This is a genomic window from Thermodesulfatator indicus DSM 15286 (genome assembly GCF_000217795.1).
Lineage (GTDB): Bacteria > Desulfobacterota > Thermodesulfobacteria > Thermodesulfobacteriales > Thermodesulfatatoraceae > Thermodesulfatator > Thermodesulfatator indicus.
Window position 1 is genome coordinate 144,339 of the sequence record NC_015681.1, and the last position, 13,779, is coordinate 158,117.

At 41.8% G+C, this 13,779-nt stretch carries 11 protein-coding genes; 6 read left to right on the forward strand and 5 right to left on the reverse strand.

Going from position 1 to position 13,779, the window contains the following annotated elements:
• Positions 1-4: 4 nt before the first annotated feature.
• Both THEIN_RS00720 and THEIN_RS00725 read right to left on the reverse strand, forming a co-directional pair.
• Complete coding sequence (locus tag THEIN_RS00720; protein WP_013906775.1) at positions 5-1,045, reverse strand: ATP-grasp domain-containing protein; 1,041 nt, start codon at positions 1,043-1,045, stop codon at positions 5-7.
• Between the two features lie 11 nt (positions 1,046-1,056).
• Positions 1,057-1,293, reverse strand: coding sequence for a PqqD family protein (locus THEIN_RS00725; RefSeq protein ID WP_013906776.1), 237 nt, complete (start codon positions 1,291-1,293; stop codon positions 1,057-1,059).
• A gap of 275 nt (positions 1,294-1,568) precedes the next feature.
• Here THEIN_RS00725 and THEIN_RS00730 point away from each other — a divergent pair, with 275 nt between their 5' ends.
• The 5 genes from THEIN_RS00730 to THEIN_RS00750 all read left to right on the forward strand — a co-directional run bounded on the left by THEIN_RS00730 (position 1,569) and on the right by THEIN_RS00750 (position 8,322).
• On the forward strand, positions 1,569-3,272 hold the full coding sequence (locus THEIN_RS00730; RefSeq protein ID WP_013906777.1) for a 30S ribosomal protein S1: 1,704 nt from the start codon (positions 1,569-1,571) through the stop codon (positions 3,270-3,272).
• A gap of 66 nt (positions 3,273-3,338) precedes the next feature.
• The gene (gene sppA / locus THEIN_RS00735; protein ID WP_013906778.1) at positions 3,339-4,214 is read left to right on the forward strand and encodes a signal peptide peptidase SppA; all 876 of its coding nucleotides are present in this window, start codon (positions 3,339-3,341) and stop codon (positions 4,212-4,214) included.
• Positions 4,205-5,431 carry a Ppx/GppA phosphatase family protein gene (locus THEIN_RS00740; RefSeq protein ID WP_169311137.1) on the forward strand — a complete coding sequence of 409 codons (1,227 nt, stop codon included), beginning with the start codon at positions 4,205-4,207 and terminating at the stop codon, positions 5,429-5,431. The genes sppA and THEIN_RS00740 overlap by 10 nt, the downstream gene beginning before the upstream one ends.
• 149 nt (positions 5,432-5,580) lie before the next feature.
• Positions 5,581-7,050, forward strand: coding sequence for an IMP dehydrogenase (gene guaB / locus THEIN_RS00745; RefSeq protein WP_013906780.1), 1,470 nt, complete (start codon positions 5,581-5,583; stop codon positions 7,048-7,050).
• Positions 7,051-7,113: 63 nt separating this feature from the next.
• Positions 7,114-8,322, forward strand: coding sequence for a type II secretion system F family protein (locus THEIN_RS00750; protein ID WP_013906781.1), 1,209 nt, complete (start codon positions 7,114-7,116; stop codon positions 8,320-8,322).
• On the opposite strand, the gene THEIN_RS00755 is transcribed toward THEIN_RS00750, so the two are convergent.
• The 3 genes from THEIN_RS00755 to THEIN_RS00765 form a co-directional block, all read right to left on the reverse strand.
• Positions 8,275-8,982 (reverse strand): DUF434 domain-containing protein, encoded by a 708-nt coding sequence (locus tag THEIN_RS00755; RefSeq protein ID WP_013906782.1) that lies wholly within the window; start codon positions 8,980-8,982, stop codon positions 8,275-8,277. The genes THEIN_RS00750 and THEIN_RS00755 overlap by 48 nt on opposite strands.
• The gene (locus THEIN_RS12295) at positions 8,963-9,937 is read right to left on the reverse strand and encodes a DnaJ C-terminal domain-containing protein (RefSeq protein WP_013906783.1); all 975 of its coding nucleotides are present in this window, start codon (positions 9,935-9,937) and stop codon (positions 8,963-8,965) included. Before THEIN_RS12295 ends, THEIN_RS00755 begins: the two co-directional genes overlap by 20 nt.
• Before the next feature lie 590 nt (positions 9,938-10,527).
• Positions 10,528-11,748 (reverse strand): 3-deoxy-D-manno-octulosonic acid transferase, encoded by a 1,221-nt coding sequence (locus THEIN_RS00765; RefSeq protein WP_013906784.1) that lies wholly within the window; start codon positions 11,746-11,748, stop codon positions 10,528-10,530.
• A 45-nt stretch (positions 11,749-11,793) separates the two neighbouring features.
• On the opposite strand from THEIN_RS00765, the gene acs reads away from it, so the two are divergent.
• Entirely contained in the window at positions 11,794-13,701 is a 1,908-nt protein-coding gene (gene acs / locus THEIN_RS00770; protein WP_013906785.1) for an acetate--CoA ligase, read from the forward strand.
• The last annotated feature ends 78 nt before the right edge of the window (positions 13,702-13,779 follow it).

Below are 13,779 nucleotides of genomic sequence, written 5' to 3' on the forward strand. Positions count from 1 at the left end.
TAAATTAAGTTTCACCACGCGTTACTATTTTCTGGAAAACATCCATATCAGTAACCAAATCGTAAGTGTAACGTATATAAAGACGCCCAGCTTCGTATTCAGAATGGGTCTCAACAGGTTGACCTAATACCTTTTTGACCATTCTTGCTGGAAGATTAATACCCGCTCCAGTGGCAAAGTATAACCAAGCTGGAAAACGAGGGTTTATCTCAATCAGATAAATACGATCCTCAGTGGCTATACATTCAAGTTCAAAAGCTCCTCGCCAGCCAGTTTCACGCAAAAACTTCTGCGATGACTCAAGTAAAACATCATGTTTTATGGTTACTCCTGTCCATATCTTGCCAAGAGAAGTGATCCAGAGTTTTTTGATGGCCATCATACCTAAAGAACCACCTTCTCCATCGCCTACACCTACTACATTTAATTCCTCACCTTGAATGACTTTTTGAACCAGAACCGGATATCCCCATTCTTCTACGATTTTATAGAAAACTCCTTCGGCTTCGGCAAAAGTGTGCACCCGATAAGCCTTATAAAAAAGGCCTTTTATCATAGCGGGAAAGCCTATGCGATCAAGCGCTTTCATGAGGTCTGAATATGAAGAGACTTGTTCTGTTGGAGGAACAGACAGGCCAAGGCGAGGGGCCATTTCCATTAATCGCTGTTTAGAACGTAGCTCAAATTGTTCCCAGGTAGGAAGAAAGGTCTTGATCCCTCTAGATGACAATTCCTGTTCCCCTTTAATGAAAAGGGGAAGCTCAGCATCTAAGGTGGGAATTACCACCTGAAGACCAGTAACATCTTGAATATAAAAAAGTCTGGCCAAATAATCTTCTTCAGCGCTTGAGGGATAGGGCATAATAAAAGATTTATCAACCAGCCAATCAAGATATATTCCTGGCTCCATAGCATCATAAGCCAGGCCTAAGGCCTTTATTGTTAGAGAAGAGTCTTCTTTTAAACTTCTGATGACCCCTAAACCCGGGCCTGGATTATCAACAGCGTTAATGCCTGAAACGGCCACTACTATTTCTTCAGACATAAAAACTCCCTTTAAATAAGTTTATAGTGCCGAAGCTGCTCTAAAAAATCCGTTACATCACGTTCAGCAGTTTCGGTATCAACTTCAAAATGTTCTGGCAATTCGTTTATTATTTCTTCAGGAGTTTTACCTTCTTTGAGTTTTTGAAGGATCCATAAGCCTACACGATTGGTGGTGAAGCTATTGCCAGTGACAGGATCAAAAATAAAGCCTTCTTCATTTATAGCTAAACGTTTTAATTTATCCATGAGAAACTCCTTGACAAAACTTGGCTATAGTCATAATAACTTTCAACCTTTTTCTAGCAAATATTTAAAAATGAATCAAAAAAATTTGAGACTGCTTCGTCGGCGAGACGGCCTAATCGCAGAGACGAATTAGTTTTGGCCAAAGATTGACAGCAGCTAAAAAATTATCTCCTTTTATGAGAATTGTAAAAACCAAGCACAAACTTAATCTGCCACGTTGAATTTTGTGGGTTCAGGTGGTATAAGGTGCAGTCAAATTAAGGGAGGTCGAGGCCATGGAAAATGTTATTGAAAACCAAAATCAAGCTCCGGAAGAAAGCTTTGAAGAGCTTTTAGCCGGAGAAATCAAAACTATTTCCCGGGGAGAAGTTCTCACCGGAAAAGTTTTGAGAGTGGACCCTGAGTGGGTCTTTATCGACATCGGTTATAAGAGCGAAGGTGTTGCCCCTACTACAGAATTTACGGGGCCAAATGGAGAAGTAAAGGTCAAACCTGGAGACGAAGTAGAAATTCTTATTGAAAATCTCCGCACCCCGGATGGTATGGTGCGAGTAGCTTATAAAAAGCTTCAACGTCGTCGGGCCTGGAACAAGATTGAACAGGCGCAAAAGAATAAAACACCCTTAGAAGCATATGTTTTAGAAAGAATTAAAGGCGGTTTTGCGGTTGATATAGAAGGCTTAAAGGCATTTTTACCTTTTTCACAGGCCTTTTTAAAACCTCCCAAAAACCCTGAAGAAATTATTGGTACTACCCTTAAAGTTGAAGTGGTGAGTGTGGATCGCAAGAAAAATAACGTTGTGGTCTCCCATCGCAATTATTTAGAAAAAGAAAGTGAACGACGCAAAAAAGAATTACTCGAAAACCTTGAAGAAGGTCAGGTGCTCGAAGGTACTGTAAAAAGCATTACGGACTACGGTGTCTTTGTTGACTTAGGAGGAGTAGATGGTCTTTTACACGTTTCTGATATTTCCTGGGGACGTGTTAAACATCCGTCCAATTACTTCAAAGTGGGAGACAAAATCAAAGTCAAAGTCATCAAATATGACCGGGAAAAAGAAAAAATAGCCCTTGGTATTAAGCAGCTAACCCCTGATCCTTGGGAAACCGTGGCTGAAAAATATCCTGAAGGCAAACGAATTGAAGGCAAAGTTGTCTCCCTAACTAACTTTGGGGCCTTTGTTGAGCTTGAGCCTGGTGTAGAAGGGCTTATCCACATCTCTGAACTTTCTTGGACCAAGCGGATCAAACATCCTCGAGATATCCTGGAAGTGGGAGACAAAGTAGAAGTAGTTGTGCTAGGGGTTGATAGTGAAAACCGTCGGGTTTCTCTCTCTCTAAAGCAAGTAGAACCTAATCCCTGGGATGTGCTGGTGGAACAGTTCTCTGAAGGCATGGTAATTGAAGCACCTGTAAAAACGGTCACTGATTTTGGTGTTTTTGTAGAGGTTATGGAAGGAATTGACGGCTTTATCCACGTTTCCGATCTATCCTGGGGTAGAATAAAACACCCTTCTGAAGCTTACAAACCAGGTGATATGATTCAGGCGGTAATACTCAAAATTGACCGTGAAAAAGAAAAACTAGCCTTAGGTGTTAAACAGCTCACCCCTGATCCCTGGGAAAGTGTACCGGAGAAATATCCTGTAGGGAGCGTAGTAACCGGTAAGGTATCAAATGTTACTGATTTTGGTGTTTTCGTAGAACTAGAAGAAGGTGTGGAAGGTCTTGTCCACGTCTCTGAAATCTCAGACAAAAAAGTAAAAACCCCTGTAGGTATGTTTGAACCCGGACAAGAAGTAAAAGCTAAAGTAGTAAAAATTGAACCGGAATCTCGTCGAATCGGACTTTCCATCAAAAAACTCAAAGAAGACGAAGAAAAGAAAGAATACCAAGAGTTTAGTAAAGGCTCGCAAAAAGGAAGTATAACCCTTGGGGCTATTCTTAAAGAGACTTTAAACTCTGGAAAAACAAAGTAAACTTTAAAAATCCTTTGAGAAATATGGGGGAGTAATCTCCCCCTGCTTTCTTTTTAAGAGGCAAAGATGTCCGTTCGAAAATTTTTTACAAATCTTTTAGCCTTTTTAGGCGGAATTTTCCTTTTTTTCTTGATTTTGTTTGCTATAAGCCTTTTTCTTTTATTTAAAGGAGAACCTACCTTTTCTTCTGGGCCTAAAATAGGGTTAATTGAAATAAAAGGGGTTATCTCGGAGGCAGATAAACCTTTAAAAGAAATCAGGCAGTTTGCACGAAACAAACACATAAAGGCCGTAGTAGTACGTATTGAAAGCCCCGGGGGAGCGGTGGGAGCCTCTCAGGAACTCTATCTTGCCCTTAGAGAACTCTCTAAAGAAAAGCCTGTAGTAGCCTCTATGGGCTCGGTAGCGGCCTCAGGGGGGCTTTATGTAGCTCTTGGAGCCCAAAAAATAGTAGCCGCTCCAGGCACCATAACAGGAAGTATCGGGGTTATGATGCAAGTCCCTAACCTCAGCAAGCTTTTAGAAAAGATTGGCATTGAAGCCACTATTCTAAAAAGTGGTCCCTATAAAGACACTGGCAATATGTTTCGGCCTTTAAGAGAAGATGAAAAAAAAATCCTATATCAAACTATTAATGATATTTATCAGCAGTTTGTAAAGGCCATAGAAGACTCGAGAGGTCTTAAAGAAGCTGAAATCAAAAAGTTCGCAGATGGGCGCGTTTTTACCGGTCGGGCTGCTAAAGAATTTGGCCTAGTAGATGAACTTGGAAACTTAAACGATGCCATCAAACTAGCTGCTAAAATGGCTGGCCTGAAGGGTTATCCAGAAGTAGTCTATCCTTCTAAAGAAAAATTATGGGAACGCTTTCTAGTAGAACAAAAACTTAGTCAAAGTTTGGCTGTTCTCTTTTCTCCTCTTTATATAATGAAGTGGCAGTAATTATGAACAAAAGCGACTTAGTAGATATACTTTGGCGAGAATTTCCCGAATTTAGACGCCGAGACCTTGAACTTATTGTAAACCTCCTTTTTGAAAGATTAACTCAGGCCTTAAAAGACGAAGAACGCATCGAAATACGCGGGTTTGGAAGATTTATTGTTAAACGACAAAAAGAGCGCTTTTTTAAAAATCCCAGAACAGGCGAAGAACAGATCATTCCTACTCGTAAAAGAGTTATTTTTAAGGTTGGTAAAGACCTTAAAGAAAGACTTAATCAACATGCTTTGGCAAGCATTGATCTGGGCACCCAAACTTTCAGATTACTTATTGGCAAAGCCTCTGAAGGCGATTTTAAAATCCTTTTAAAAGAACGTTTTAACGTACGCCTAGGCGAAAAGCTGACTAAAGAAGGGCGAATTTCAGAAAAGGCTCATGAAAGAGGAATTAAAGCCCTTAAAAAAATACGCCTATTGCTTGATAAAGCCGAGGTAAAAGAAGTTTTTGCCGCTGGCACCGAAGTTTTTCGCAAAGCCCAAAATGCTGACTATTTTTTAGAACAGGCCCAAAAAATTTTAGGTACACCTGTAAAAATTCTAAGTCCAGAGGAAGAAGCCCTTTATACGGCTAAAGGCGTTCTTTTTAGCCTTAAACCAGAAAGTTCCCCTGTTCTCATTATAGATGTAGGAGGGGGTAGCACTGAATACATTCTTTGCCATCATGAAAAGCCTATAAAAATTGGAAGCCTCAAATTAGGTGCCGTAACCCTAAAAGAAAAGTTTTTCCCTTCTGATGACATCCCCACTTCAAAAGAAATGGAAGAGGCTAAAAATGAAATTACGAACTTTCTTGAGGAAATAAAGTATTTGTCACCAGCACCTCATTCTTTGATTGCTACGGGAGGCACAGCAACTTGTTTAGCCGCTCTTGCCCAGGGGCTTGAACGTTACTCACCTGCTAAAGTACACGGTTATTTTTTAAAAACTGAAAAACTAAAAGAACTTGTACAAAAACTGGCCAGTCTTTCTTCATCTGAAATAAAGTTTTTAAAAGGCATGGAAGAAGGCCGGGAAGATATAATTTTACCTGGAGCATTAATTTATTCGGCTTTAGCGGATATTTTAAATAGCAAAGGTTTTTTAATAAGTGAAACAGGAATTCTCGAAGGGTTGCTCTTGCATCTTATAGAAAAAAGACCCATTATTTCTGAAAATATTTAAAAACGACCTTTGAATTTAGATTGCTTAGAGCCCGGTTGCGAGCGGAGTATAGCTATCCGCTCCTCACAATGGCCAGCTACTTTAGTCACTGCAAGCCCTTAAGGGCGAAGCAGTCTAATTTTAGAAAAAATTAAAAAAGGGGTGATACAATGTTAAATCTTCCTATAGAGGAAGCCTATACTTTTGATGATTTACTACTTTTACCGGCTGAGTCTCACGTTTTACCCAAAGACGTTGACCTTAAAACCAAAATAACTCCAAAGATTACACTTAATATTCCTTTACTTTCAGCGGCCATGGATACAGTTACCGAGGCTCGCATGGCCATAAGCATGGCCAGAGAGGGCGGTATTGGTATTATTCATCGCAACATGTCTATTGAACAGCAATGCCGTGAAGTGGAAAAAGTTAAAAAGTCCGAGTACGGCATGATTATTGACCCGGTAACCGTAGGGCCAGATGTTTCCATTCGTGAAGTCTTAAAAATTATGGAAGAATATCGCATTTCAGGTGTCCCTGTGGTAGAAGGCCCTGAAAAAAAATTACTGGGGATAGTGACTAACCGCGATCTTCGTTTTGAAACTCAGTTGGATCGCCCGGTTCGCGAGGTAATGACCACTGAAAACCTGGTAACCGCTGGCCCTGGTATTTCCCTTGAAGAAGCCAAAACAATTCTCCACGAACACCGTATTGAAAAGCTGCTCATAGTTGATGAAAACTTCCATTTAAAAGGACTAATTACCATTAAAGACATAGAAAAGTTAAAGAAGTACCCTAATGCCTGCAAAGACGAACTGGGCCGCCTGCGCGTGGGAGCTGCTGTTGGCGTTGGCCCTGAAAGATTGGCCCATATAGAAGCCTTACTAAAAGTGGGCTGTGACGTAATTGTTATTGACTCAGCCCACGGGCACTCCAAAAACGTAATTGAATCTATAAAAGACATAAAAGCCCACTTTCCTGACTGTAACCTGATCGCCGGAAACATTGCCACCGCAGAAGGCGCTGAAGCCTTAATCAAGGCAGGAGCTGACGGCATAAAAGTAGGTGTAGGGCCTGGTTCTATTTGCACCACCCGCATTGTTGCCGGTGTAGGAGTGCCTCAATTGTCTGCTATTCATAACAGTGCCACGGTGGCCAATAAATACGGTATCCCGGTTATCGCTGACGGTGGTATCAAGTTCTCTGGAGACATTACCAAGGCCATTGGATCAGGCGCTCACGCGGTGATGATCGGCTCACTTTTTGCCGGTACCGATGAAGCCCCTGGCGAGATGATCCTTTACGAGGGTCGCACTTATAAGGTTTACCGCGGCATGGGTTCGCTTGGAGCCATGATGAAGGGAGGCGGAGAAAGGTATTTCCAAAAGGCCGACTCCCCGGCTAAATTCGTTCCTGAGGGTGTAGAAGGAAGGGTCCCCTATCGTGGTCCGGTATCAGGGATGATTTATCAACTTATGGGTGGCCTTCGCTCTGGAATGGGCTATTGTGGTTGCAAAAATATTGAAGAACTCCGCACTAAAGCGCGTTTCGTAAGGATTACACCGGCAGGCCTTCGCGAAAGTCACGTACACGACGTAATCATCACTAAAGAAGCTCCGAACTACTGGATTGGTCGCTAAAAAAATTAACTTCCCCTTCTATTTTGCCGAAAAGAATAAAAAACAAATAGAAGGGGAAGTTATATGCCAGTATATGAATGGGTGGGGAAAAATCCTGCTGGAGAAATAGTAAAAGGAACCCTTGAAGCCCCGGACGAAAAGATAGTCCGCATCAAATTAAGACGTCAAAAAATAACTCCAGTAAAAGTAAAGGCCAAAGGCTCAGGCTTTTTAGCACGTCTCAGCACCCCTAAGAAAGTAAAAGCAAAAGAAATAGTTGTTTTCACCAGACAGCTTGCCGCCATGCTTGAAGCCGGGCTTCCTTTGATTCAGGCCCTTGATTCGCTTGCCCACCAACAAAAAAACCCCTATTTCAAAGAAGTAGTTTTTAAAATCAAAAAAGCGGTAGAAGAAGGAACACCTTTTTCTGAAGCCCTTAAACAGTACCCCAAAATATTTGATAAATTCTATTTTCATATGATAGAAGCCGGCGAAAGCAGTGGAAATTTAGAACTTTCTCTGAAAAGACTGGCCACTTACATGGAAAAAAATCTGGCCCTTAAAGCCAAAGTTAAAAAAGCCATGATTTATCCTTCTATTGTGCTCTTTGTTACTGTAGTAGTTTTGAGCATAATCATGCTTTTCGTAGTCCCTACCTTTGAAAAAATGTTTTCAGAAATGGGTAAGGCCCTCCCCTTGCCTACTCAAATTGTTATTGAGGCCAGCCGTCTCACTAAAACTTATTTCCCCTTTTTCATAGGAGGAACTATTATTTCCGTATTTCTTTTGAGACAATACTACCGTACAGAAAAAGGCCGGCTACATATAGATGCCCTGCTTCTTAAGCTTCCACTTTTCGGAAATCTCTTTCGCAAAGTAGCCGTTGCTCGCTTTTCGCGAACTTTGAGTACCTTGATAATGAGTGGCGTCTCTATAATTGACGCCTTAACCATTGCCGCCAAAACCGCTGGAAACGTAGTAGTAGAAAGGACCATCAATCAAGTACGGCAAGCTGTTCAAGAGGGACAATCAATTGCTGACCCTCTTTCTAAAAGCAGTATTTTCCCTTATATGGTAGTACAAATGGTAACCGTAGGTGAAGCTAGTGGTACTCTTGAAAAAATGCTTGATAAAGTAGCTGAATTTTTTGAAGAAGAAGTGGACAATACTGTTGATGCCATGGCCCAGATGATTGAACCGGTAATGATCGTGTTTTTAGGAGTGGTAATCGGGGGAATTATTGTCTCACTTTATCTTCCTATCTTCAAACTCGGAGAAGTAGTAGCTGGATAAATAAGGCCATCTGTACCCCTCCTCCTCCAATATTGAGGCGGCCAGGTCAAAGGCCGCCTCGGCTCTATCTAGCAAAGCAGCATCACTTGAGGCCAGCAAAGAAACCCCTATCAAGGCTTTGTCAGCTGATGAAGTAAGGATTACCTCTCCCAAAATACCCTCTTTTTCAAAAAACTCGCGCAATTTGGCGGCCAATTCTCCACTTCGTGAAAGCGGTTTATCCAGATAAATTTCTACCCTTTTAGGACGTAATTGTTTAAGTTTCCTTAATAAAAGCAAAATGGCCTTTTCTGAAACTTCATTAGGAGTAAACTTAGGTGTAAGCTTTCCCAGATCCCTTATAAAGCCATCATCGCACATAAAAACCGGAAGCCCTGCCAGGGCCGACCTGATAGTGGTAAGAACATTAAAACCGTCAATGTAAAGGATTTTGTTCTTTAAATACGCAGGGTCTTTCTTTTTTGAGAGGCGCAATTGAGCCTCTAATTGAGAAAATACTCCCCTCTTTAAAACTTCTCTTTCCAAAGCACTTAGCTGCCAGCGGTTGGCTAAAAAGTTAATAGAGGCTTCTTTATGATAACCCCGCTCAAGGAGATAGCGTAAATCTTCGGCTATTTCTCTTAGAAGCTCCCACCGTAGGTTAAAGCCCTTCTTTGGCAAGTTTCTTAATCAAATCCTTTTGTTCTTTAGTTAAAGTTTTAGGAACTTTAATGTTTATCCTGACAAACTGGTCCCCTTTACCACCAGATTTATCGGGAAGACCAAGGCCTCTTAGTCTCAGTTTGGCCCCACTCCTCGTGCCCGGGGGCACTTTTACCCTTACCTTTTTTCCGTATAGAGTGGGGACTTCAATAGTAGTACCTAAAACGGCCTCAGAGAACTTTATTTCATGGTCACAGATAATATTTTTACCATCACGTTCAAAAATGGGATGCTCTTCAATCTTGACTTTGAGATAAAGATCCCCTCGTCGCCCGTGAGGACCGTAGGTTCCCTGAGCGGGAATACGCAATTTCTGGCCGTCTTCTACACCTTGAGGAATTTTGACTTTAATACGTTCGGCTTTACCAGTTGGGGCGATAGATATTATCTTTTCCGCTCCCTGGGCCACTTCTTCAAGGGTTACCGGGAGTTCTAAAACAACGTCCCCATTCGAAACAAAATCTCTTTCAGCATGTTTGGTGCGGTATGATTCTTTGCCAAACCATTCTTCTTCTGGAGACGTTCCAAATACTTGACTAAAAAGATCACCAAGATCTATTCGGAAACTAGTACTACCCCGTCGCTTTCCTCCAAAACCAAAAAAACTACCCAAGTCAAAACCAACTCCTAAATCACGAAAAATAGATTCAAAATCAAAATCTCGAAAAATATCTTCTTGCGTATAACGACGGTGAAATTCTGTAGAACCGAATTGATCATATTGACGGCGTTTTTCTGGATCGGAAAGGACGGCATAGGCCTCATTTATTTCTTTAAAACGTTCTTCAGCTTCTTTATTACCTTTATTGCGGTCAGGATGATATTTAAGAGCCAGGCGACGATAAGCCTTTTTTATCTCTTCTTGGGTAGCGTTTCGCGAAACCCCTAAAATCTTGTAGTAATCTTTGGCCATAACCCCTACCCGCTCAAATATTCGCAGAAAAAGTTAAAGTTTTTTAACAATTAGTCAAGGATAGAACAAAAATTATGGTTAAGATAATAAATAGAAAGGCCCCCTGTGGGTTAAAGAGGGATGGAGGTGGGTATCTGGTTGTTGAGGGTGGAGTTGAGGGGTAACCCACAGGGGAACCAAAGCTTTTTCATTTTTCACTTTTCACTTTTTAATTTTATTTATTCTCGATAACTAAAATATCATCTTCCTTTTGTCAAGTAGTCTACTATGAAATATCACTTTTAGTCGGGATCGTCAAAAGATAATTTAAGCATTTTTCGTTCTTATTTTTATCAAGTCTTTTGATATTGAGACCATTGAAAAACCGTTAGATTGCTTCGCTCCGCTCGCAATGACAAACTAAAAGAAGCACGCTCACCAACTTACCACCAACCATCTATCACTGGCCAGTTACTACCCTGTCACTGCGAGCCCATTTCCTTCCGGTCTCTGCGAGAAGCCGGCCTCCATCCTGTCACTGCGAGGAGCGCGTATGCGCGACGAAGCAGTCTCAGGACAAGCGAAGCATTCTCTTAAAAGCTTTCATATAACTATTTATGACCTAAAAATTTTTCTAAATAGGCTACGTATTGTTGAGAAACCCCTAAAAATTCTTTTTTTATGGCTAAAGCTTTATCTTTTAAGTCTTTTTGTTGACAAACTATCTTATTCCATAAGTCAGCAATGTTTTTCGAGTTATCTATTTTAAAACCTATTTGTTTTTCAATAAGATATTCGGCCAAATCGGAGATACTCTCCACATAAGGCCCAAAACACACAGGAAGTCCAAAAACTAAAGGCTCAAAAAGATTATGACCGCCCACAGGAACTAGGCTTCCCCCAACAAAAGCAACGTCTCCTAGAGAATAGAGAGCTGCTAGTTCTCCTAAAGTATCGACTACTATTACTTCAGAAGCAGAAGGATTACTGCGCTTTGATGCTTTAAAGCCCTTTTCCCGGGCAAGTTTTAGCAATTCTTCAGCGCGCTTTGGATGGCGTGGACAAAGAACCAAAGAACCCCTCCCAAAACGCCTAAAACCCTCAAATAAAAGCTCTTCTTCTCCTGGGTGAGTTGAGCCACATACGATTACGGGCCTTTTTAGGAATGGCCCTAATTCAGTTTTTAGCCTGGCTATTTTTTCTTTAGATGGTGGAGGTATTTCGTATTTTAAGTTGCCAAAGAAAAAGATTTCTCTTTCAGGTAAAAGTTTTTTTAAGCGTTCAGCATCACCTTTGGTAGCGGCCCCAATAAAAGAAAAAGACCCAAAAAGCAGGTCTTTCAAAATGGGAATTTTGTTAAGCCTCTTAAATGATCTTTCAGATAAAGCGGCATTAACCAAAACCAAAGGGATATCTCTTCTCTTAATTTCACCTAAAAGACCAGGCCATATATCTGATTCTACCAAAATAAAAAGGGCTGGGTGAAAACTTTTTAAATACTTTCTGATGACAGTGTAAAGATCAATCGGGCCTGGCCATATAAGGTCTGCTAAGTTTTCGGCCCGTTTGAGGGCCTGTTGATAACCACTGGCGGTAGCCACGGTAAAGACCAAAAAATATCCGGGTAAATTTTCCCGCAAGGCTTTAAGCAAAGGAATAGCGGCTTGCACTTCTCCTACTGATAAGGTATGAATCCAGATAACCTGTTTGGTGTCAGGGATTAATGGGGGGTTTAAACGTTTGTTTAAAAGGGCCCGTTTTTCTCTTTTAAAATGTGAACCGAGATAAAATGGCCAGGTAAATATCTGGGTAGCAAAATAAAACTTTAACATCAGAGGCTATTATAGCCTGATAAACCCAAAAAAGAAGGAGGTTTCATGTCTAACGCCCACAATTATGACACACAAATTGATCATCTTCTAAAAAGTACTGAAAGATTTTCTCCCCCTACTAAAGTTTTAGAAGAGGCTTTTATAAAAGATTACGACTCTGTTTATGCCTACTCAATTAGAGATCCAGAGGGCTTTTGGGGGCAAATTGCCTCAGAGCTTGCCTGGTTTGAACCATGGCAAAAGGTAAGAGAGATAAATCTACCCTACCATCGCTGGTTTGTAGGCGGAAAAACAAACATCACCTTAAACGCCCTTGACCGCCATGCTGATTCCTGGAGGCGCAATAAAGTAGCCGTAATCTGGCTTTCTGAAGAGGGAGAAGAACAAGTCGGCACATACGGCCAGCTTAGAGACAGAGTTAACCAGTTTGCTAATGGACTCAAATCATTAGGTGTCGGCAAAGGTGATCGGGTAGTCATTTACATGCCTTTAACCATTGAAGGTGTTATCGCTATGCTAGCCTGTGCTCGTATCGGGGCCATTCACTCGGTAGTTTACGCCGGCATGGGAGCCGGAGCCCTGCGTTCTCGTATTGAAGATTGTCAGGCTAAGATTGTGATATGTTCTGACGTGACTTTCAGACGTGGCAAGGTGGTAAGACTTAAAGCCGTAGTTGACGAAGCCCTTGAAACACTAGACTTTGTCGAAAAAGTAATAGTCCACCGTCGCACAAGCCCACCCATTGAGCTGGAAGAATGGGAAGTTGACTTCTGGGAACTTTTAAAAAGTCATTCCCATCGTTGCCAAGCTGAAGTCATGGATGCCGAAGATCCATTATTTATACTTTATACTTCGGGAACAACCGGGAAACCTAAAGGCGTGGTCCATGTTCATGGTGGATATATGGTAGGCACTTATTATCTTTCCAGAGCCTTTTTCGATTTAAAAGACCAAGATGTCTATTGGTGCACATCTGATATAGGCTGGATAGTAGGGCATTCTTTTATTGTTTACGGACCACTCTGTGCCGGGGCTACTATTCTCATTCGCGAAGGAGCCCCTGACTATCCCCATCCGGGCGTTATCTGGGAGATGGTACAAAAATACGGTGTCTCCGTAATGTTTACCGCCCCCACCGCTCTCCGTATGTTTATGCGCTTTGGCAAGGAACACATTGAAAAATATGATAGGTCAACCTTAAGAATTCTAGCCTGTGCCGGAGAACCCCTGAATCCTGAAGCCTGGCGCTTTGCTCAGGAAATAATCCTTGAAAATCAAGGTTATTGTATAGATAATTTCTGGCAAACTGAGGTAGCTGGGCCTGTTTTAGGTACCCTTCCCTGTCTTTCAGCTAAACCAGGCTTTGCGGGAAAACCTTTGCCTGGAGTGCTGGCTGACGTGGTTGATGCCGAGGGACGTTCTCTCCCAGCAGGTAAAGGCGGATATCTCGTTCTGAGACAACCTCTGCCTTACATGATGCGCACTATTTATAATGACCCGGCCAGATATGAATCTTACTGGAAAGAAATTCCCGGTTGCTACAAAACTGGAGATATTGCTGTTTGCGATGAGGAAGGCTATTTCGCCGTGTTAGGAAGGGCAGACGACGTACTAAACGTAGCTGGTCACCGTATTGGGACGGCAGACCTTGAATCAGCCCTGGTTAGTCATCCAGCCATTGCCGAAGCTGCGGCCATTGGACTTCCAGATGAAGTAAAAGGGGAACGCATCAAAGTCTTTGTAGTTTTGAGAGAAGGGAAAAAGCCCTCTGATGGCTTGAGAAAAAGCATCATCAAACACGTACGCAAAGAATTAGGGCCTATTGCTACACCTTCTGAGGTGGTTTTTGTTGATAAACTCCCAAAAACGAGAAGTGGAAAGATAATGCGTCGCTTATTACGGGCTCGAGAGTTAGGGCTTCCTGAAGGAGATACCTCTACCCTTGAAGATTAAGCTTGTCAAAAAATAAGCTTTACATTATGAGAGACCTTTGCAAAATATCTTATTCAAGAGACTGCTTCGCCCATACGG